Source organism: Streptomyces sp. NPDC085481, from assembly GCF_044541845.1.
Taxonomy (GTDB): Bacteria; Actinomycetota; Actinomycetes; order Streptomycetales; family Streptomycetaceae; genus Streptomyces.
In genome coordinates this window covers 604,611-623,898 of the sequence record NZ_JBITTJ010000001.1, presented here as the reverse complement: position 1 = coordinate 623,898, position 19,288 = coordinate 604,611, and the positions used below count along the sequence as shown (strand labels likewise).

The following is a 19,288-nucleotide window of genomic DNA, read 5'->3' as shown; positions in this document are numbered from 1 at the left end:
GGATGTCCCTTGGTGACGGGGGCCGGGCTACCCCCACGGCGGCCCGGCCTGCACAGAGAATACGCATCTCCTTCACAACTTCCGCATCGAATCGAGGAAATGGAGGGAGCCGGGCCTAGAGTGACCGCATGGACGGCGCTTTGCGGATCACCGTGCTCGGGTCCGCCACCCCCTACCCGCGGCCCGGCAACGCCTGCTCCGGATACCTCCTCCGGGGCGGCGGCGTCCGCGTCTGGGTCGACGCCGGCACCGGCACCCTCGCCGAGTTGCAGCGGTACGTGGGGCCCGGCGAGCTCGACGCCGTCTGGATCTCGCATCTGCACGCCGACCACTGCGCCGATCTCCTCACCGCGTACTACGCGTTGCTCCACGCCGACATCGAGCTCGCCGCTCCGATTCCGCTGTACGGGCCGCCGGGCATCGCCGATCGGCTGGCCGGGTTCCTCACCAACGGCCCGAGCCGCAGCCCCGTCGAAAGCGCCTTCGCCGTCGAGGAGTTGTACGACGGGCATGTCGGGCGGGTCGGCTCGCTCTCGCTCCTCAGTCGGGCCGTTCGGCACGGTGGGCTCGACGCCTTCGGTCTGCGCGTGGAGGGGGAGGGCGGGGGCGGGGGTGTTCTCGCGTACTCCGGGGACAGCGAGCCCTGTGCCGCGCTCACCGAACTCGCCCGCGACAGTGACCTGTTCCTCTGCGAGGCCGACGGTCCCGTGCCCGGGCACCATTCCCCCGAGCAGGCCGGGCGGACCGCCGCCGAGGCGGGCGCCGCGCGGCTGCTCGTGACCCATGTCGGGCCCGCCATCGCGCCCGAGGAGGCGGTGGAACGGGCGGCCGGGCCGTTCGGCGGGCCCGTCTCGTACGCCGAGGCCGGGCGGACGTACGAGGTCACGCGTCGAAGTCGTACTCCAGGACGTACGACGCCGAGTCCAGCGTCATCTCGTTGAGCTCGACCGGGACTCCCGCCTCCGTGAGCGCCGTCCGGCTGACCAGGATCACCGGCGTGCCGAGCTCGAGCGCCAGGCGGTCGGCCTCGTCGGCCGTGGGCATCCGGCAGCGGATCTCCTCGCGGAAGCGGACCGGCCGGTGGTCCCGTTCCGCGAGTCGTGCGTAGGTGCCGCCCGGGCCGGTGTCCGGCTCGGTGATCGGGGTGCCCTCGGCGAGACCGGCGGGCAGGTACGAGACGGAGAGCAGCACCGGCTTCTCGTCCAGGACGAAGCGGCGGCTGCGTACGCACACCGGGGCCTCGGGCGAGGCCAGGCCGAGCGCCCGGGCCACCCGTGGGCCCGCCGGGACGGTGGCGGTCACCTCCAGCTGGTCCACGACGAGGGCGCGGCCCTCGATGTCCGCGGACCAGACCGAGCGGCCGCCGCCCCAGTGCTCCCCGGCGAGCCGCGGGATGCCCCGGCGGCGCAGCGGGCGGAAGGTGCGGACGAACACCCCGGCACCCTTGCGGGCCTCGGCAAGGCCCTCGTTGCGCAGGACGGACAGGGCCTGGCGGGCGGTCATCCGGGCCACGTCGTAGGTGGACATGAGGTCGTTCTCGCCGGGGAGCCGGTCGCCCGGCTCGAAGGCGCCCGACTGGATCGCGGTTCTCAACTCGTCGGCGATGCGCTGGTACTTGGGCCGACGACCGCTTTCCTGGTCAGTCATGGGTGGACCACTCCCTTCCGTCTGCGGGACACCCTAAGGCCCGGTTCTCGGGGGTGGTGTACACCTGTGCGCCGTCGCGTGCGGCCTGTCCGCCCTTCGGGGGACATCTCTAGAGATGCGTTGACAGAGGGGGGTCTCAGGGCTTCTCTGGGTGTATCTGTGATCTCTGATCCCCGAATCGGTGGTCGGTGATCGGTGATCGCCGATGCGGGATCTCCGCGCGTTCGCCAGCGGAACGGAGGGATGCGTGCAGCCAGTGCCCGAGGTCGGTGACCTCGTCCGTGATACCGCCACCGGGCGGGTCGGCTTCTACGTCGACAGCGTCGCCGGCCGCTTCCTCATCCGGCCGGTCAACGGCGGCTGCGAATGGGAGGCAGAGCCGGGTGACGTCCAGCTCGCCACGCCCATGCGGGAGCTGCGCGCCCGCGCCGCCGAGATCAACGCCCGCAGCAGACGCAGTCTCGGGAACTGACGTCCTCACCGGCGGTTGTCAGTGGGGCGCGTCACACTGGAGACATGTGCCGCAGTATCAAGACGCTCCGACCGCCCGCCCTGCCCCATGAGGCCACCGAGGACGACGTCCGCGCCGCCGCCCTGCAGTTCGTACGGAAGGTCTCCGGCTTCCGCGCGCCCGCCGCGCACAACCGTGAGGTCTTCGACCGCGCCGTGGACGAGATAGCGGAGGCCACGGCCCGGCTGCTCGCCGACCTGGAGATCCGCGGGGCCCGCCCGGCCACCAGGCCGCAACAGGATCCCGCCGGGGCCCCGCGGCGTGAGCCCGCCGGGACCCCGCAGCGCGAGACCGTCAGGACGCCGCGGCGGGAGCCGCAGCCGGACGCCGTATGACATAGGCCGCCAGCGCCCCCGCCAGGAACAGCGCCAGGACCGGGACGCAGGCGCCCAGCCAGGTCGCGCCCAGCCAGCGGCCGCTCAGCCAGCCGAGCCCGACGCTGTACGTCGCCCAGACCGCGGCCGCCAGCGCCGACCACGGCAGGAAGTCCTGGAGCCCGCGCCCGGTCGCGCCCGCGCCCAGGGAGACCACGGAGCGGCCGGCCGGGGCGAAGCGGGCCAGGACCACGAGCAGGCCGCCCCCTCGGGCCAGCGTCTCGCCGAGACGTTCCTGCGCCGTGCTCAGGCGCCGGGAGCGGGCCAGGGCACGCGCAAGCCGGGTCCCGCCGCGCCGGGCGATGCGGTACGCGGCGAGGTCGCCCAGCACCGAGGCGCTGGCCGCGCAGAGGAGCAGGGGGAGCAGTGAGGGGACGTACGGGGCCGACGCGCCGGCCGTCGCCGAGGCGGAGGCCGCTGAGGCCGCGGTGGCGGCGGTCACCACCAGGATGCCGCTCGGCAGCACCGGCAGCAGGACGTCGAGCAGGATCGACGTCGTCACCGCCGCGTAGATCCACGGGCCCGCGGTCAGCGACTGCAGTGACCACCCCGTGCTGTCGAGCACGTTCACAGCGCCAGAGCCTACGCGGGGGCGGGGGTCCGTACGCCGACCGGGGCCGGAATCCGCGGCAGACAGCGGATTCCGGCCCCGGGCGGAAGCGAACGGCGAGAGGGCGAGGCGTGCTTACGCGGCGACCGTCGCCCGCTTCTCCTCACTCGGCTGCCCGGCCTCCGCGCCACGCGCCCCGAAGAGGCGGTCGAGGGCCAGCGCGCCCGGGCCGGTGAAGACGAGGAGCAGGAAGGCCCAGCAGAAGAGGGCCGCGCCGTCGCCGCCGTTCTGCAGCGGGAACAGCCCCTCCGGCTGGTGGACCTTGAAGTACGCGTACGCCATCGAGCCCGAGGCTATGAGGGCCGCGGTGCGCGTACCGAGGCCCGCCAGGACCAGGACGCCCGCGACGAGCTGGATGACGGCCGCGTACCAGCCGGGCCAGGTGCCGGTCGGCACCGTGCCGCCGCCCATGGCGCCGCCGAGCACTCCGAAGAGCGAGGCGGCGCCATGGCAGGCGAAGAGCAGACCGATGACGATCCGGAAGAGGCCGAGGGCGTACGGCCGGGCCTGATCGAGGCGACTTGCAAGCGTGTTCATGGGGGAAGGAACTCCTTCGGTCTGGCCTGCGCATGACACAGGCCGTGGGGGACGGGAACCGATGAGGTCCTTAGGTTAGGCACCCCTCACTATTGCTTGCAAGTTCAACATTCAGTTGCGTCCGCCTCGTGAGACCGGCAGCCGATCCCGCCGGATCAGCAGCCGTTGAGGACGGACTGGAGGGCGCTCTTCTCCGCCGAGTCGACGCTGAGGCCCCAGTAGTACTTCACGTGCACCCACATCCGGGCGTACGTGCAGCGGTACGCCGTGCGCGAGGGCATCCACTCGGCCGGGTCCTGGTCGCCCTTGGCCTGGTTGACGTTGTCGGTGACCGCGATCAGCTGCGGGCGGGTCAGGTCGTTGGCGAAGGACTGGCGCGTGCTGGTCGTCCAGGAGTTGGCGCCCGAGCGCCAGGCCTCGGCGAGCGGGACGACGTGGTCGATGTCGAGGTCGGAGGCGGCGGTCCAGGTGGCGCCGTCGTACTCGGAGTACCAACTGCCGCTGACCGCCGCACAGCTGGAGTCCTGGACGACGTTCACGCCGTCGCGCTTGAGGACCACCTCGCGGGTGTTGCAGGCGCCGGACTGGGTGATCCAGTGGGGGAAGAGGTCCCGGCTGTAGCCGGAGGAGGAACCTTCCGCCTTGACCGTGAGGGCGGCGAGGTAGGTGCGGGCGGTGGCGGCGCTCACCGGGGTGGGCGGGGCGGCCTGGGCGGCCGGCGCGGTGGCGAGCAGGCCGGTGAGGGTCAGGGCGGCGGAGGCGGCGAGGACGGCTATTCGACGCGCGTAGACATTGATGCTGGAACCGGGAAGGGTTGCGGCGGACATGCGAACTCCCTTGATGTGGGGGGACCTTGACCGTTCGCCGACCCGCGGGGTGCCGGACGGCCCGGTCATCGTGGCGGCGCGAGGTTTCCTCGGGGGGTGCGCCAGGTAACAGAGTGGCGACATGGACACGTCACATCAAGGGTCGTGCGTGGCCGAAAGTGAGGGAATGGGGTGACGGAACGACAGTTCCGCCTCGGAGTCCTGATCCGCCGGACGGCGCCCTAGTGTTGGCGCGTGCTTCTGGACGTGAATGTGACCTTCGGGGCGGTTCTCGCCGTTCTGCTCGCCCTCGCCGCCGGAGTGGTCGCGCTCGCCCGGCTCGGCCGCGCCCGCGACACCCTGGTCGCCGGAGGCCGCGCCGCCGTCCAGCTCGTCGCCGTCTCCCTGGTGATCGGCTGGGTCGTCCGCTCGCTGCCGCTGCTGCTCTGCTTCCTGCTCCTGATGTACGCGGTGGCCGTACGCACCGCGGGCCGGCGCATCGTCCCATCGCCTGGCCGCGCCTGGCGGTGGGCCGCGGCCCCCATCGCCGCGGCCGTCGTCCCGGTCGTGGCGGCGCTCGTGCTCACCGGTCTGGTCCCGCTGCGCGGCATCACGCTCATCCCCGTGACGGGCATCCTCATCGGCGGCGCGCTCACCGCCACCGTCCTCGGCGGCCGGCGCGCCCTCGACGAGCTCGAGAGCCGGAAGGGCGAGGTGGAGGCGGGGCTCGCGATCGGGCTGCTCGAACGGGAGGCCCGCCTGGAGGTCGCGCGCGAGGCCGCCTCGGACGCGCTGCTGCCGGGCATGGACCAGACCCGGACGGTCGGCCTCGTCACCCTGCCGGGCGCGTTCGTCGGCATGCTCCTCGGCGGCGCCTCGCCGCTGCGCGCGGGCGCGGTGCAGCTCTTCGTGCTGGTCGCGCTGCTTCTCGTGCAGGCGGTGGCGGTCGCCGTGACCCTGGAGCTGGCGGCGCGCGGGAGGCTCGTCCGTCCCGGGCGCGGGGAGCGGGAGGCTAGGCCGAGAAGGTCGGCGTGATCGTGCCCTCGGCGTCCGGCTCGGCCCGGAGCCGGTCAGGTGGCCGAGAAGGTCAGCGTGATCGTGCCCTCGGTGCCCGGCTCGACCCGGAGCCGGGTCAGGTCCTCGACATGGACGTCCGGGCCGAAGGCCGCGGCCCGCGGGCCCACGCCCACCACGCGCATGCCGGCCGCGCGGCCCGCCTCGATGCCCGCCTCGGAGTCCTCGAAGACCACGCAGTCGGCGGGGGTGAAGCCCAGCTCGGCCGCACCCTTCAGGAAGCCCTCCGGGTCCGGCTTGCTCGCGCCCACGCTCTCGGCGGTCACCCGGGTCGCCGGCATCGGCAGCTCCGCCGCGCCCATCCGGGCCCGGGCGAGCGCCATGTCGGCGGAGGTCACCAGGGCGTGCGGCAGTCCGGCCAGGGCGGCCAGGAACGCGGGCGCGCCCGGCACCGGGACGACCCCGTCGAGGTCGGCGGTCTCCTCGGCGAGCATGACCCGGTTGTCGGCGAGGTTCTGCTCCATCGGCCGGTCCGGCAGCAGGACCGCCATCGTGGCGTACCCCTGGCGGCCGTGCACCACCTTCATGACCTCGTCCGGGTCGAGTCCCTGGCCCTCCGCCCAGCGCCGCCAGCAGCGCTCCACGACGGCGTCGGAGTTGACGAGCGTGCCGTCCATGTCGAGCAGGAGGGCACGGGCGGTGAGCGACGCCGGGGTGGTGGCAGTCATCAGGGATCTCCAGGAGGGGTGGTCGGAGACGAGATGAGACGTGGGAGGCAAAGCAGTACGAAGCGGACCCGCCCACCGGTCAGGGAGTGCGGGCGGGGCCACTTTGTTTCTCCACGATACAAAACAAGGGGCCGTCACCGCCACTCCGTCCGCATCCCGGGATCACCGCGGGATCCCCAGGCGTCGCCTCAGCCGGCCGTCTCGGCCTCCAGGGCGCGGCGCGTGCTCGGCCCGTAGACGCCCTCGGGGTCGTCGTAGATGCCGTTGTCCCACTGGTACTCCTCGACCGCGCGCTCGACCTTCCGCGAGTACGAGCCGTTCACCGGGCCCTCGTAGCGCCCCAGCTCCCTCAGGCGCCGCTGCAGCTCCTCTACCTCGGGTCCCGAGGAGCCGAGCCTCAGGGTCGGCTCCTGCCGGCTCTGGGTGGCGCTCGGGGCCAGCCCGCTCCCGCTCGACGGCGCGGCGGTGGTCGTCGTGGCCGACGGGACCGGCGCGGCCGGCGCGACCGGGGTGGTGGCCGGTGCCGAGGCGGTACGGGTGGCCGACGGGGGCGCGGAGGCGGACGGGGACGCCGTGGTGGTGCGGGCGGAGGGTGAGGCCGTCGCCGACGAGGAGGGCGTGGTGCTCGGCTGCTCCGACACGGCGACGTTCTCGGACGCGCTGGTGGTCACCTCGGGGACGGCCGCCCGGTCCTCGGTGTCGTTCCCGCCGATCAGTGCGGCGGCCAGCACGGCGGTGCCCACGACGGCGGCCGCGACCACACCCGCGACGACCACCGCCCGGCCCCGGCCCCCGCCTTCGTCCCGCCCCTTCCGGCCACCGTGCGCCCCGGGGGCGTACGCCAGGGTGTGCGTGGGCTCGAAGGAGGGCGCGGGCTCGTAGGAGGGCGCGGGCTCGTAGGAGGGCGCGGGCTCGTAGGGCGAGGCTGCGGCCGGCGGGGGCTCATGGAACGCGCCCCCGTGCCCGTACGCCACCCGGGGTTCGGTCCCGTACGCCGCCAGCGGCATCGTCTCCGCTGCATCACCCGCCACCTGTGGTGCAGAAGCCCCCTGCACCGCAGGAGCCCCCTGCGCCACGGGAGCCCCCTGCACCGCAGGAGGCGCCGACGCCACGGGAGGCAGCGCCGGAAGGACCGTCGTCTCCTCCTCCACCGCCCCCAGCGTCACGTACGGCCGGATGCGCAGCGGGTCGAAGTCCTCCGCGGCGGCGATCTCCGCCGCGGCCCGTTCGGCCCTCCCCGCGCCCCCCGCATCCCCCGCGCTCCCCACGCCCCCTGTGTCCCGCGCCCGCGGGCACGCGCACTCAGGTCTCTGTACACCGCATTCAGGACACACGTGTCCGGACATCGTTGGGTCCCCTCCCCGGTCAACTGCGAGCGATTATGCAGCCGGCCCCTCGCACCGGGGTGAACAGCCGTCCCCCTCTGCCCCCGCTCCGCAGGCCATAACCGCACAAACACCCCAGGATGGGAGGGTGCGGCCCCAGCGGCCGCTCAGCGCCGTTCAGCGCCGCCCAGCGCCGCCCGGAGGAGACGCCCATGGCCCAGGAAGTACGCGCGCCGCAGGCCGGCGGCGGCCCCGTGCCCGGCGAGGGCCAGAGCCGCCGCACCGTCGTCATCGCGATCGGCGCCCTGCTGCTCGGCATGCTGCTCGCGGCGCTCGACCAGACGATCGTCTCCACCGCCCTGCCGACCATCGTCAGCGAACTCGGCGGCATGGAGCACCTCTCCTGGGTCGTCACCGCCTACCTCCTGGCGTCGACCGCCGCCACCCCCCTGTGGGGCAAGCTCGGCGACCAGTACGGGCGCAAGAAGCTCTTCCAGACCGCCATCGTCCTCTTCCTCATCGGCTCCGCGCTCTGCGGCATCGCCCAGAACATGCCGCAGCTCATCGCCTTCCGAGCCGTCCAGGGCCTCGGCGGCGGCGGGCTCATCGTGCTGTCGATGGCGATCGTCGGCGACCTCGTCTCGCCCCGCGAACGCGGCCGCTACCAGGGCATGTTCGGCGCGGTCTTCGGCGCCACCAGCGTCCTCGGCCCGCTGATCGGCGGCCTCTTCACCGAACACCTCTCCTGGCGCTGGGTCTTCTACATCAACCTGCCGATCGGCGTCGTCGCCCTCTTCGTCATCGCCACCGTGCTGCACATCCCGGTCGGCACCACCCGCCACACCATCGACTACCTCGGCACCTTCCTCATCGCCTCGGTCGCCACCTGCCTGGTCCTCGTCGCCTCCCTCGGCGGCACCACCTGGGCCTGGGGATCGGCGCAGATCATCGGCCTCGCCGTCCTCGGAGCCGTACTCCTCGTCTGGTTCGTGTACGTCGAACGGCGGGCCGCCGAACCCGTCCTGCCCCTCAAACTGTTCCGGATCAGGACCTTCACCCTCGTCTCCGTCATCAGCTTCATCGTCGGCTTCGCGATGTTCGGCGCGATGACCTACCTGCCGACCTTCCTCCAGGTCGTGCAGGGCGTCAGCCCCACCATGTCCGGCGTGCACATGCTGCCCATGGTCGCCGGCATGTTCCTCACCTCGACCGCCTCGGGCCAGCTCGTCTCCCGCACCGGCCGCTGGAAGGTCTTCCCGCTCGCCGGCACCGCCCTCACCGCGCTCGGCCTGCTCCTGCTCCACCAGCTGACCGAGACCAGCTCCACCTGGTCGATGAGCGTCACGTTCTTCGTCTTCGGCGCCGGACTCGGCCTCGTCATCCAGGTCCTCGTCCTCGTCGTGCAGAACGCCGTCTCCTACCAGGACCTCGGCGTCGCCACCTCCGGAGCCACCTTCTTCCGCTCCATCGGCGCCTCCTTCGGCGTCGCCATCTTCGGCACGATCTTCACCGACCGCCTCACCGACAAGCTGGACGCCGCCCTCGCCGGAGAGGACCTGCCGCCCGGCGCCGGAGCCGACCGGCTCGCCGCCGACCCGCGCGCCCTCGCCGAACTCCCGCCGGAGCTGCGCCCGTCCGTCCTCCACGCGTACGCCACGTCCATCACCGACGTGTTCCTGTACGCGGCGCCCGTCGTCCTCGTCGCCTTCGTCGTCGCCTGGTTCCTCAAGGAGGACCGGCTGCGCGGCTCCGTCACCGCGCCCGACACGACCCAGACGCTCGCCTCCAACCCCGTCGAGCGCTCCTCCTACGAGGAGTGCGCCCGGGCCCTGTCCGTGCTCGGCTCCCGCGAGGGACGCAAGGCGGTCTACGAGAGGATCACCGCCCGCGCCGGGCTCGACCTGTTGCCGGGCGCGAGCTGGCTGCTGCTACGGGTGCGCCGCCACGGCACGGTCGAGCCCGCCGCACTGGCCGAGACCACCCCCGTACCCCTACGGGTGATCACCGAGGCCGCCCGGCAGCTTGAGGAGCGGCACCTGGTGGCGCGGGAGGGCCTGCAGATCGTCCTCACCGAGGAGGGGGCGCAGACGGCGGCGCTGCTCGCCAAGGCGCGCGAGGACTCGCTGTCCGAGCTGCTCGGCGACTGGTGGGGGCCGGACCGGCCGACCGACCTCGTGCGGCTCGTGGAGGAGCTGACGGCCGAGCTCGGCGGCTCGGACGCGGAACGCCCCCGCTATCCGGAGCCGCCCGGCGACCACCGCGCCTGACGCGGAACGGCCGCCCGGCTCAGAGCTCCTTGCCGTACCAGATGTCCATGTACGGGCCGGTGCAGTACGCCGGGATCTCCGCGTAACCGCTCCGCGTGTACAGCGCCCGCGCCTCCACCAGGTCCAGGCGGGTGTTCAGGACGATCCGGCGGGCGCCGAGCCCGCGCGCCGCGTCCTCCAGGTCCCGCAGCAGTGGGGCCGCGCCGCCGAGGCCGCGGAAGGCGTGGCGCAGGAAGACCCGGGTCAGCTCGGCACGCTCCTCGTCGAGCATCAGCACACCGCCGCAGCCGGCCGCCCCGCCCTCGTACCGCGCGACCAGGAACTGCCCGGTCGGCGGGGTCAGCAGCTCGGCCCCGTCGTCGGTCAGGCCCTCGTCGATCTCCGCCTCGGTCGCCGGGCGCTTCCAATAGCGGCTTGCGACGTCGTCGTAGTAGTCGCGGCGCAGGGCGGTGGCGTCCGGGGTGTCGACGCGCTCGGGGGAGAAGGTCCAGGTCATGCGCGCCATTGTGCGGCGCGCACGGCCGGGGCCGCCGCCGGATTTCGCCGTACTGCTCTGGACAGCTCCGTACTGCTCCGTACTGCTCCGGACGGCTCCGGACTGTTCTGGAGCGCTCTCCGGACTGCTTCGGACTGCGCCCGTCTGCTCCGGACGGCTTTCGGACCGCTACTTGGGGGACGCCTGCTGGACGACCTCGAAGGACCACAGCGTGGAGCCGGTCGCGGCGGGCTTCGGCCGCTCGCCCCCGCCCTCGCCGCCGGAGGTGCCCTGGTGGGCGGCCTTCATGGAACCGCTCATCCAGTTCTGGAAGTCATCCTCGCTGCGCCAGCGGGTGTAGACGAGATAGGTGTCCGTCCCTTCCAGCGGGCGCAGCAGCTCGAACCACTCGAAGCCGTCGGAGTTCTCGACGGACCCGGCACGCGCCGCGAAGCGCTGCTCCAGGACCTCGCGCTGCTCGGCGGGCACGGTCAGTACGTTGATCTTCACGATGCTCATGGAGGGCAGGATATGACCGGTGGCGTACCGATCCGCGAACTGGCCGAGGACTGGCTGACCCTTCCGGAGGAGCAGGAGCGGGACTTCGTCGTGTCGCCGGCCGGGCTGTGGCTGGCGCTCGCCGCCGTCGCCGCCGGGGCCCGCGGGGCGACCGGCGAGGAGTTGCGGGGGCTGCTCGGCGTCGCCGGGGAGGAGGCCGCGGACGCGGTGACCGCCGCGGGGCGGAGCCTGGCCGGCAGCGGCGGGACGGACGTGGCGACCGGGGTGTGGAGCCGGGTGCCGGTGCTCGCGGAGTTCCGGGAGCGGCTGCCCGGCCTCGGCTTCGGCGAGCTGGGCGGTCAGGCACAGGCCGAGATCGACACCTGGGTGCGGAAGACCACCGGCGGCCGGATCGAGCGCCTGCCGCTCACCTTGGACGGCGCCGAGGACCTGGTCCTGGTCAACGCGCTCGCCCTGAAGGCCTCCTGGCTGACCCGCTTCCCGGGCCACCTCACCCGCGACGAGCCCTTCGCCTGCGGCGACGGCTCCGTCGTCCCCGTACCGACGATGCACCAGCGGATTCCGGCGCGCTGGGCCTGGCGGACGGCGGGCGCGACCGTCGTCGAGCTGCCCTGCGAGGGGGAGCGGGGGACGGCGGTGCGGGTGCGGTTCGTGCTCGGCGCGCCGGGTGAGGGGCCGGCCGCCGTGCTGCCCGCCGCCTGGGCCGGCGGCTCCGGCCGGTTCCCGCTGCGGGCCGAGGCCGTCGACCTCGCCCTGCCGCGCTTCACCCTCCGCACCGTCACCGACGTGTACGCCAGGCTGCCGGCCCTCGGCATCACCCGGGCGGTCCGGCCGGGCGCCGACTTCTCCGGGCTCTCGCCGGAGCCGCTGGTCGTGTCGGCGGCCGTGCAGGAGGCGCTGGTCGAGATCGCGGAGGAGGGGGTGGAGGCGGCCGCGGTCACCGCGGTCGCGATGACCCGTTCGGCCGCCCCACCCCGTCGCCCGACGGTCGAACGGATTGCCTTCGACCGGCCGTTCGGGGTGGTCGTCCTCGACGGCACGGGCGAGGTCCCGCTGTTCCTGGGCTGGAGGACGACCAGCGAGCGCTAGGCCCCTAGCCGAGGACGCGGGCGATCAGCAGGCCGTCGTACCCCTTCGTGCCGACCGTCTGGAGGGCGGTGGCGTCCAGCCGGGGCTCGCGGGCGATCAGTTCGTACATCTCGCGGGTGCCGGTGATCGCCGGGTCGTCGGGGTCGGGGGTCGCGACCCTGCCGTTGCGCACCACGTTGTCGACGACGATGACCGTGCCCGGCCGGGAGAGCTTCAGCGCCCAGGAGACGTAGTGCGGGTTGTTGACCTTGTCGGCGTCGATGAAGACGAAGTCGAACGGGCCCGCGCCCTCCTCTTCGAGGAGCGGCAGGGTGTCCAGGGCCGCGCCCGTGCGGACCTCGACGATCTTGTCGAGGCCGGCCCGGGCCAGGTTGGAGCGCGCCACGTCCGCGTGGGCGGGGGAGTACTCCAGGGTGACCAGCCGGCCGTCGGCGGGCAGCGCGCGGGCCAGCCAGATGGTGCTGTAGCCGCCGAGGGTGCCGATCTCCAGAACGTTCCTCGCGCCCTGCATCGTGACGAGGAGGTTGAGGAACTTGCCCTGGTTGGGGGCGACGGCGATCTCGGGGAGCCCGGCGGCCGTGGACTCGGCGAGCGCGGCGGCGAGCGCCTCGTCGGCGGGGGCCAGCTGGTCGGTGACGTAGCGGTCGACGGTGGTCCAGAGGTCCTGATCGTTGCTCATGCGGCCGAACGTACACCTGACTTGGCCCGCCGCACCCGTGCCACCGCCACGAGCCCCGTGGCGATCGCGCCGACCGCGAGCAGGGCGCCGAGCACGGTCAGGAGCCAGACCGGGATGCCGTCGCCCACGGTCATCAGCCGGTATTCCTCGTACACCCTGCGGTACGGGGTGTCCTCGGCGGCCCGGGTCAGCCGGTGGTCGCCGTCGATGAGGGCGGGGCGGGGGAAGTACTGCTCGACGGCGGTGAAGAAGACCCGCTCACGGCCGGCGAGTTCGGCGACCGGACCCTCCGGCCGGTCGATGGCGCCGGCGAAGGTGACCGTCGGCCGGTCGCCGCCGATCGCGTCGCGCGGCTCCATCCGGTGGTCGGACAGGATGTAGAGGTCGAGGGCCTGCGGCGTCTTCGCGAGCCGGGAGAGCCGCATGGGGTAGACGGGCGAGTCGTTGCGGAAGGTGATCCGCAGGGGGTCGAGGGCGCCGCGCAGGGGCTCGCCGCTCTTCTCGGGGGCGAGGCGGACGGCGACGTACTCCCACTTCTGCTGGACGTACGGCCGCAGTTCGGCGCTGAGCCGGTCCGGGAGCTCGAAGCCGTTGCGGTGCAGCCAGTCGCCGAGCGCGGTCGGGTCGGTGGCCGTGAGCCGGGCCACGTCGAAGGGGCCGAGCCGTTCGCGGCCGACGACGCCGACGTCCGGGGCCTTGGCGGTGGGCGGCGCGGCGCCGGCGCCGTCGGTGTCGCCGGAGGAGAAGGGCCAGTCGCCCGCGCGCGGCCAGAAGTAGGTGCGCTCGCGGTGCTCGGGCCAGGTCATCCGGTCGAGCGCGTCGAAGAGCGCCGGGTCGCCGAGCGCCACGTCGGCCCGGTGCGGCACCGGCATGACCCAGGCGGCCTGCTCGGCGTCGCCGCGGACGGTGAAGCGCATGACGATCCGCTCGGTGCCGGTGCGCGCGTCCCAGCGCACGGCCGAGGTCTCCCGGTCGACGCCGATCCGCGAGCCGCCGCCCGGGATCATGGCGCCGCAGCCGCAGGCGTACGCCGGTGCGACGAGCGAGCCGAGCTGGAGCGCGAACAGCGCGACGATCAGGATCAGGATTCTGTGTGTGGTCCCCCGCATGCCGGTTCGGACGCGCGAGCGGATCGTCTGGTTCCGTTGGCGGGTTCCGTACGGGAGTTCCGCACACGGGGGTTCCGTACGGGAGTTCCGCACACGGGGGTTCCGTACGGGGGTTCCGTACACGGGAGTTCCGTACGGGAGGCGGGGCGCTGGGCGTGGGGGTGGGGGCCCCGCCTCCCCGGGCTCAGGCCGTCTTGACCTGGAGCTCCTTGATGCCGTTGAGCCAGGCCGCCCGCAGCCGCCGCGGGTCGCCGGCCAGGGTGAGGTCGGGCAGTTCGTCGGCGAGCGCCTCGAAGATCAGCTCGATCTCCTTGATGGCGAGGGACTTGCCGAGGCAGAAGTGCGGTCCGCCGCCCCCGAAGCCGAGGTGCGGGTTCGGGTCGCGGGTGATGTCGAACGTCTCGGGGTTCTCGAAGACCTCGGGGTCGTTGTTGGCGGAGGAGTAGAACAGGCCGACCCGGTCCCCGCGGCGGATCTTCTGGCCGCCGAGCTCGGTGTCCTGGGTGGCGGTCCGCTGGAAGGAGACCACCGGGGTCGCCCAGCGGACGATCTCCTCGGCGGCGGTCACGGGCCGCTCCCGCTTGTAGAGCTCCCACTGGTCGGGGTGGGTGAGGAAGGCGTGCATGCCGTGGCTGATGGCGTTGCGGGTGGTCTCGTTGCCGGCGACGGCGAGCAGCAGGACGAAGAAGCCGAACTCGTCCGAGGAGAGGTTGCCCTGCCCCTCGGCGGCGACGAGCTGGCTCACGATGTCCTTCGCGGGGCACTCCTTGCGGGCCGCGGCCAGGTTCATCGAGTAGCCGATGAGCTCCATGGCGGCCTCGGCGCCGATCTCCTCGGTGATGGCGTACTCGGGGTCGTCGTACGCGACCATCTTGTTGGACCAGTCGAAGATCCGGGCGCGGTCCTCCTGCGGTACTCCGATGAGTTCCGCGATCGCCTGGAGCGGCAGCTCGACGGCGACCTTGGTGACGAAGTCGAAGGCGCCGTCCGGCCCCGCCGCGGCCCTCGCCTCCTCGACGATGGCGCGGGCCCGGTCGCGCAGCGCGGTCTCCAGGCTGCGGATGGCGCGCGGGGTGAAGCCGCGCTGGACGATCTGGCGGACCCGGGTGTGCTCGGGCGGGTCCATGTTGAGCATGATCAGCTTCTGGACCTCGATCTGGTCCCTGGTGATGTGCTCGTTGAAGCGGATGACGGCGGTGTTCTCGTTGGAGGAGAACAGTTCGGGGTGCGTGGAGACGTACTTGACGTCGGCGTGCCGGGTCACGGCCCAGTAGCCCTCGTCGGCGAAGCCGGTGAGGCCGGGGGGCTGAGCGCACCACCAGACGGGAGCGGTCTGCCGGAGCTGTGCGAACTCCGGGTGGGGGACGCGGCTCTGGAGCAGGTCGGGGTCGGTGGCGTCGAACCCTTCGGAGAGATGGGGGCAGGGCATCGGCAACACACTCCATTTATCTGATGGCCCATCAGAAGTTGCCGGGAAAGGTAGTAACGAGTTCTACAAGTGGCAAGAGAAGGGGTGGGAACTGTTGCGTCCCGGACCCTTGCGTACCGGCGGTAGCAGTCATAAGACTGCACTCAGAACTAGAACGCGTACTAGTTCTACGTGCTAGCCGGGCTAGCCACGTGACGTCGACCGGCGAGGGTGCCGGGACACCCCCCGGGCGAGGAGAGGACGATCTCATGGCCGCGGAACCCGTCATCGTCGAAGCCGTACGCACCCCCATCGGCAAGCGCGGGGGAGCGCTCGCCAACCTCCATCCCGCCTACCTGCTCGGCGAGACCTACCGTGAACTCCTCGGCCGCACCGGCATCCACGCCGACTGCGTCGAGCAGATCGTCGGCGGCACGGTCACCCACGCCGGCGAGCAGTCCATGAACCCCGCCCGTACGGCCTGGCTCACCATGGGCCTCCCGTACGAGACCGCCGCCACCACCGTCGACTGTCAGTGCGGTTCCTCGCAACAGGCCAGCCACATGGTCGCCAACATGGTCGCGGCGGGTGTCATCGACATCGGCATCAGCTGCGGCGTGGAGGCGATGTCCCGCGTCCCGCTCGGCTCCGGGTCCAAGCACGGCCCCGGCAAGCCCTGGCCTGACGAGTGGAACGTCGACCTGCCCAACCAGTTCGAGGCCGCCGAGCGCATCGCGCGGCGCCGCGGCCTCACCCGAGAACGCGTCGACTTCCTCGGCCTGCTCTCCCAGGAACGGGCCGCCATCGCCTGGTCCGAGGAGCGCTTCAAGCGCGAGACCTTCGCCGTGCAGGTCCCCACCACCGAGGAGGAGCAGGCCGCGGGGCAGGGCATGTGGCGGCTCGTCGACCGCGACGAGGGCTTGCGCGACACCAGCATGGAGGCGCTGGCCCGGCTCAAGCCGGTCATGCCGACCGCCGTCCACACGGCCGGCAACTCCTCCCAGATCTCCGACGGCGCCTCCGCGATCATGTGGGCCTCCAAGCGCATGGCCCGCGCGCTCAAACTCCGCCCCCGCGCCCGGATCGTCGCCCAGGCCCTGGTCGGCGCCGACCCGCACTACCACCTCGACGGGCCCGTCGACGCGACGCGTGCGGTGCTCGGCAAGGCCGGGATGTCGCTCAAGGACATCGACCTGGTCGAGATCAACGAGGCGTTCGCGTCGGTGGTGTTGAGCTGGGTGCAGGTCTTCGACCAGGACCTGGAGAAGGTCAACGTCAACGGCGGCGCGATCGCACTCGGTCACCCGGTCGGCGCGACCGGGGCGCGGCTCATCGCGACGGCACTGCATGAACTGGAGCGCACGGACAAGGAGTTCGCGCTGATCACGATGTGCGCGGGCGGGGCGCTGGCGACGGGCACGATCATCCAGCGGCTGTAGCCGTCCCTGCGGGGTGTGCGGTGTGCGGTGTGCGGTGTGCGGTGTGCGGTGTGCGGTGCGCGGCGCCGGGCGGTCGGCGGCGGGCGGTCGTGCGGGGGGTGTCCCTCACGGCCGGCCGGCCCCTACCGGGGCGCCTTCGGGCCCCACCCCGCGTCCGCGGCCAGTGTTGACAGGTACTCCGCGGCCCCTTGGCCCGGCCGGCTGAGGCCCGCCGCCTGGCCCGCCCACAGGTTCACGTACTCCGGGCGGTCCTGGGCGCCCGCCGCGCGGCGGATCGGCTGCATCAGGGCGTTCTGGACCGGGTACGGCGGGACGGTGTCCTCGTGGGCGGCCATCGCGTGGACGAAGGCGTTCGGGATGCCTCGGGCCGTGCGGCCGGAGAAGAGGCGGGTCAGGACGGTGGTGCGGGCCTCGGGGGTGGCGAGGGCCGTGCGGTGGACGGGGGACGCGCCCGATTCGCGGGTCGCGAGGAAGCCCGTACCGATCTGGACCGCGTCGGCTCCGAGCGCCAGCGCCGCCGTGATGCCGCGCCCGTCCGCGATGCCCCCGGCCGCGACGACCGGCACCCCCACCGCGTCCACCACCTGCGGGACCAGCGAGAACGTACCGACCAGCGACTCCCGTACCGGCCGCAGAAACGCCCCCCGGTGCCCGCCGGCGTCGCTGCCCGAAGCGACCACCGCGTCCACGCCCGACGCCTCGAGCGCCTCCGCCTCCGCGACCGTGGTCGCCGTACCGATCAGGACGATGCCCCGCCGCCGCGCCTCCGCGACGAGCCGCCGCGGCGGCAGCCCCATGACCAGGCTGATCACCGGCGGGGCGGCCGCCACCAGCGCGTCGAGCTGCTCGTCGAAGCCGGGCCGCGCGGCCACCTCGGCGGCGGTCGGGGCGGTCGCGCCGAGCTCCTCGTAGTACGGGCGGAGCCGCGCCACGTGCTCGGCCAGGGCGGCGGGGCCGACGGTGGCGCCCTCGCCCTCCTGCGGCACCCAGAGGTTCACCGCGAACGGCCGCTCCGTGGCCGTCTTCAGCCGGGCCACCAAGGTTGTGATGCCGTCTGGGGTGAGGATGTGCGCCCCGTACGAGCCGAGGCCGCCGTTCTCCGAGACCGCGACGGTCAGTTCGACGGACGACAGCCCGCCGCCGAACGGTCCCTGGACGATGGGGAGGTCGAGGGGGAGCAGCTCTCGCAGGCGGCCGGTCGGGAGTGTCGGGAGTATCGGCGGTACTGGGGGTACCGGGGGTACGGGGGGTACGGGGGGTGCCGAGGGTGCAGCCATGCGTACGGCCTCCTGGTCGGGGCGGCGGGCTCGGTGCCTGCCGACGTCCAGGACAGTAGACGACTGGTCAACTAAAAATCCACCCCCTTCACGGCGGACGTGAACCGAATAGTTGACCGGCCGTATAGTGACCGCCATGGGACGCACCAGCACCGCCAGGGAACGGCTCGTCGACGCCACCGGTGAGCTCATGCGCAGCCGCGGTTACGGGAGCCTCGGCGTCGCCGAGATCTGCGCCCGCGCCGACGTGAAGAAGGGCAGCTTCTACTACTTCTTCGAGTCGAAGCAGGCCCTGACCGTCGAGGTCGTCAACGCCTACTGGCAGACCGAGCGCGCCTGCTGGGCCGGCGAGCTGACCGCCCCCGCCCCCGCCCTCGACCGGCTGCGCAACCTGCTCGGGCTCGCCTCCGCCGTGCAGCGGCGCGGCAAGGAGGCCACGGGCACGGTCGACGGCTGCCTCCTCGGCAACCTCGCCCTCGAGCTGAGCACCCAGGAGCCCGACGTGCGGGCCCGCCTGGAGGAGATCTTCGACGAGCAGGTCGGGCTGATCGCGGCCTGTCTCGCCGAGGCGGCGGTCGACGGGGCGATCCCGGCCGACCGTACGGGGAACGAGGTGGCCAGGGCGGTCGTCGCCCAGCTGGAGGGGCTCGTCCTGCTCGCCAAGCTCAAGAACGACCCGGCGGTCCTGGACGGCCTGTGGCCGCAGGTCAGGATGCTGCTGGGGGCGTGAGGCGCGCCGGGCGTCACGCACGGGACCTCCGGCGCGAAACGCCGCAGGCCCCGCCCCTCCGAGCGGAGGGCGGGGCCTTGCGGGTGGGCGTCGCTGTGCGGCGTGGTGCTCTTAGTACCAGCCGTGGGACTGCCAGAAGTTCCAGGCGCCGTTCGGGGAGCCGTAGCGCTCGTTCATGTAGTCGAGACCCCACTTGATCTGCGTGGCGGGGTTGGTCTTCCAGTCGGCACCGGCCGAGGACATCTTCGAACCCGGCAGGGCCTGGACCAGGCCGTAGGCGCCGCTGGAGGAGTTGGTGGCCGTGAAGTTCCAGCCGGACTCGTGCTCGACGATCTTGCTGAAGGACGCGTACTGCGACGGCGGCACGATCTGTCGGGCGATCTCCTGCGGGGTGGCGGCCGAGGCCGTGCCCGTCGTGCCCAGGACCGCACCGGAAGCGCCCAGCAGGACGGCGGCGGAGACGGCGAAGGTCTTCTTGCGGTCGGAGACACGAGTGGCGATCGAGCGGAACAAAACGTCATACCTAACGTCGGGGACATGGGTCGCGCCGGGCGGTTTCGGCATGCCGGAACCAGAGCCCGGGGAACCCGGGAACTGGGGGGAACCGGCCGTCCGAGGTGCTGCGCTGAGCACCGGCTGCCTGGCGACGTCCACCAGAGAAGCAGGCCTGCCAGGGCGATGCAACGACCCCCATTACGAGGAAGGTTCGGACCCCCGCGGAAGGTCCCGGGGGTCGGGTGTGGT

Annotated in this window: 20 protein-coding genes and 1 pseudogene; 8 read left to right on the top strand and 13 right to left on the bottom strand. The window is 72.8% G+C overall.

The window, feature by feature from the left end; genetic code table 11:
* The first annotated feature begins 128 nt into the window (after nucleotides 1-128).
* A complete protein-coding gene (locus ACIGEZ_RS02935) occupies nucleotides 129-941 on the top strand; it encodes an MBL fold metallo-hydrolase (protein ID WP_399824963.1) in 813 nt (270 codons plus the stop codon).
* Here the strand turns inward: ACIGEZ_RS02935 and ACIGEZ_RS02930 are convergent.
* Nucleotides 883-1,647, bottom strand: a complete 765-nt coding sequence (locus tag ACIGEZ_RS02930; RefSeq protein WP_399824962.1) for a GntR family transcriptional regulator — start codon at nucleotides 1,645-1,647, stop codon at nucleotides 883-885. The two genes, ACIGEZ_RS02935 and ACIGEZ_RS02930, sit on opposite strands and share 59 nt — an antisense overlap.
* A 247-nt stretch (nucleotides 1,648-1,894) precedes the next feature.
* On the opposite strand from ACIGEZ_RS02930, the gene ACIGEZ_RS02925 reads away from it, so the two are divergent.
* Together ACIGEZ_RS02925 and ACIGEZ_RS02920 are read left to right on the top strand one after the other, a co-directional pair.
* On the top strand, nucleotides 1,895-2,119 hold the full coding sequence (locus ACIGEZ_RS02925; RefSeq protein WP_399824961.1) for a hypothetical protein: 225 nt from the start codon (nucleotides 1,895-1,897) through the stop codon (nucleotides 2,117-2,119).
* A gap of 44 nt (nucleotides 2,120-2,163) precedes the next feature.
* Nucleotides 2,164-2,382 (top strand): annotated as a pseudogene (locus tag ACIGEZ_RS02920) (DUF2277 domain-containing protein); the annotation flags it as partial.
* Nucleotides 2,383-2,452: 70 nt separating this feature from the next.
* Here ACIGEZ_RS02920 and ACIGEZ_RS02915 read toward each other — a convergent pair.
* From ACIGEZ_RS02915 to ACIGEZ_RS02905, 3 genes are all read right to left on the bottom strand, one after another.
* Nucleotides 2,453-3,097 carry a DedA family protein gene (locus tag ACIGEZ_RS02915; protein ID WP_399826191.1) on the bottom strand — a complete coding sequence of 215 codons (645 nt, stop codon included), beginning with the start codon at nucleotides 3,095-3,097 and terminating at the stop codon, nucleotides 2,453-2,455.
* A 120-nt stretch (nucleotides 3,098-3,217) separates the two neighbouring features.
* On the bottom strand, nucleotides 3,218-3,679 hold the full coding sequence (locus ACIGEZ_RS02910; RefSeq protein WP_399824959.1) for a DoxX family protein: 462 nt from the start codon (nucleotides 3,677-3,679) through the stop codon (nucleotides 3,218-3,220).
* 155 nt (nucleotides 3,680-3,834) lie between these two features.
* A complete protein-coding gene (locus tag ACIGEZ_RS02905; protein WP_399824957.1) occupies nucleotides 3,835-4,506 on the bottom strand; it encodes an HNH endonuclease family protein in 672 nt (223 codons plus the stop codon).
* A 234-nt stretch (nucleotides 4,507-4,740) separates the two neighbouring features.
* On the opposite strand from ACIGEZ_RS02905, the gene ACIGEZ_RS02900 reads away from it, so the two are divergent.
* Complete coding sequence (locus ACIGEZ_RS02900; protein ID WP_399824955.1) at nucleotides 4,741-5,520, top strand: ABC transporter permease; 780 nt, start codon at nucleotides 4,741-4,743, stop codon at nucleotides 5,518-5,520.
* 35 nt (nucleotides 5,521-5,555) lie between these two features.
* Here ACIGEZ_RS02900 and ACIGEZ_RS02895 read toward each other — a convergent pair whose 3' ends face one another.
* Together ACIGEZ_RS02895 and ACIGEZ_RS02890 are read right to left on the bottom strand one after the other, a co-directional pair.
* Nucleotides 5,556-6,227 (bottom strand): HAD family hydrolase, encoded by a 672-nt coding sequence (locus ACIGEZ_RS02895; protein ID WP_399824954.1) that lies wholly within the window; start codon nucleotides 6,225-6,227, stop codon nucleotides 5,556-5,558.
* A 188-nt stretch (nucleotides 6,228-6,415) separates the two neighbouring features.
* The gene (locus tag ACIGEZ_RS02890) at nucleotides 6,416-7,495 is read right to left on the bottom strand and encodes a peptidoglycan-binding protein (protein ID WP_399824952.1); all 1,080 of its coding nucleotides are present in this window, start codon (nucleotides 7,493-7,495) and stop codon (nucleotides 6,416-6,418) included.
* Nucleotides 7,496-7,764: 269 nt separating this feature from the next.
* Between ACIGEZ_RS02890 and ACIGEZ_RS02885 the strand changes: the two genes are divergently transcribed.
* Nucleotides 7,765-9,819 carry a DHA2 family efflux MFS transporter permease subunit gene (locus ACIGEZ_RS02885; RefSeq protein ID WP_399824950.1) on the top strand — a complete coding sequence of 685 codons (2,055 nt, stop codon included), beginning with the start codon at nucleotides 7,765-7,767 and terminating at the stop codon, nucleotides 9,817-9,819.
* A gap of 19 nt (nucleotides 9,820-9,838) precedes the next feature.
* Here ACIGEZ_RS02885 and ACIGEZ_RS02880 read toward each other — a convergent pair whose 3' ends face one another.
* A complete protein-coding gene (locus ACIGEZ_RS02880) occupies nucleotides 9,839-10,324 on the bottom strand; it encodes a GNAT family N-acetyltransferase (RefSeq protein WP_399824948.1) in 486 nt (161 codons plus the stop codon).
* Nucleotides 10,325-10,483: 159 nt separating this feature from the next.
* The gene (locus ACIGEZ_RS02875) at nucleotides 10,484-10,813 is read right to left on the bottom strand and encodes an antibiotic biosynthesis monooxygenase family protein (protein WP_399824946.1); all 330 of its coding nucleotides are present in this window, start codon (nucleotides 10,811-10,813) and stop codon (nucleotides 10,484-10,486) included.
* 12 nt (nucleotides 10,814-10,825) lie between these two features.
* Here ACIGEZ_RS02875 and ACIGEZ_RS02870 point away from each other — a divergent pair, with 12 nt between their 5' ends.
* Nucleotides 10,826-11,902 carry a serpin family protein gene (locus tag ACIGEZ_RS02870; RefSeq protein WP_399824945.1) on the top strand — a complete coding sequence of 359 codons (1,077 nt, stop codon included), beginning with the start codon at nucleotides 10,826-10,828 and terminating at the stop codon, nucleotides 11,900-11,902.
* A 4-nt stretch (nucleotides 11,903-11,906) separates the two neighbouring features.
* On the opposite strand, the gene ACIGEZ_RS02865 is transcribed toward ACIGEZ_RS02870, so the two are convergent.
* The 3 genes from ACIGEZ_RS02865 to ACIGEZ_RS02855 all read right to left on the bottom strand — a co-directional run bounded on the left by ACIGEZ_RS02865 (nucleotide 11,907) and on the right by ACIGEZ_RS02855 (nucleotide 15,119).
* A complete protein-coding gene (locus ACIGEZ_RS02865) occupies nucleotides 11,907-12,581 on the bottom strand; it encodes an O-methyltransferase (protein WP_399824943.1) in 675 nt (224 codons plus the stop codon).
* The gene (locus ACIGEZ_RS02860) at nucleotides 12,578-13,690 is read right to left on the bottom strand and encodes a DUF2330 domain-containing protein (protein WP_399824942.1); all 1,113 of its coding nucleotides are present in this window, start codon (nucleotides 13,688-13,690) and stop codon (nucleotides 12,578-12,580) included. The genes ACIGEZ_RS02865 and ACIGEZ_RS02860 overlap by 4 nt, the downstream gene beginning before the upstream one ends.
* Nucleotides 13,691-13,874: 184 nt before the next feature.
* Complete coding sequence (locus ACIGEZ_RS02855; RefSeq protein WP_399824941.1) at nucleotides 13,875-15,119, bottom strand: cytochrome P450; 1,245 nt, start codon at nucleotides 15,117-15,119, stop codon at nucleotides 13,875-13,877.
* Between the two features lie 248 nt (nucleotides 15,120-15,367).
* Between ACIGEZ_RS02855 and ACIGEZ_RS02850 the strand changes: the two genes are divergently transcribed.
* Entirely contained in the window at nucleotides 15,368-16,537 is a 1,170-nt protein-coding gene (locus ACIGEZ_RS02850; protein ID WP_399824939.1) for a steroid 3-ketoacyl-CoA thiolase, read from the top strand.
* A 122-nt stretch (nucleotides 16,538-16,659) separates the two neighbouring features.
* Here the strand turns inward: ACIGEZ_RS02850 and ACIGEZ_RS02845 are convergent, their stop codons facing one another.
* Nucleotides 16,660-17,814 (bottom strand): NAD(P)H-dependent flavin oxidoreductase, encoded by a 1,155-nt coding sequence (locus ACIGEZ_RS02845; protein WP_399824938.1) that lies wholly within the window; start codon nucleotides 17,812-17,814, stop codon nucleotides 16,660-16,662.
* Nucleotides 17,815-17,950: 136 nt separating this feature from the next.
* Here ACIGEZ_RS02845 and ACIGEZ_RS02840 point away from each other — a divergent pair, with 136 nt between their 5' ends.
* Nucleotides 17,951-18,544: a TetR/AcrR family transcriptional regulator gene (locus tag ACIGEZ_RS02840; protein ID WP_399824936.1), complete on the top strand. Its 594-nt coding sequence runs from the start codon at nucleotides 17,951-17,953 to the stop codon at nucleotides 18,542-18,544.
* A 111-nt stretch (nucleotides 18,545-18,655) separates the two neighbouring features.
* On the opposite strand, the gene ACIGEZ_RS02835 is transcribed toward ACIGEZ_RS02840, so the two are convergent.
* On the bottom strand, nucleotides 18,656-19,057 hold the full coding sequence (locus tag ACIGEZ_RS02835) for a transglycosylase SLT domain-containing protein (RefSeq protein ID WP_399826188.1): 402 nt from the start codon (nucleotides 19,055-19,057) through the stop codon (nucleotides 18,656-18,658).
* Between the last annotated feature and the right edge of the window lie 231 nt (nucleotides 19,058-19,288).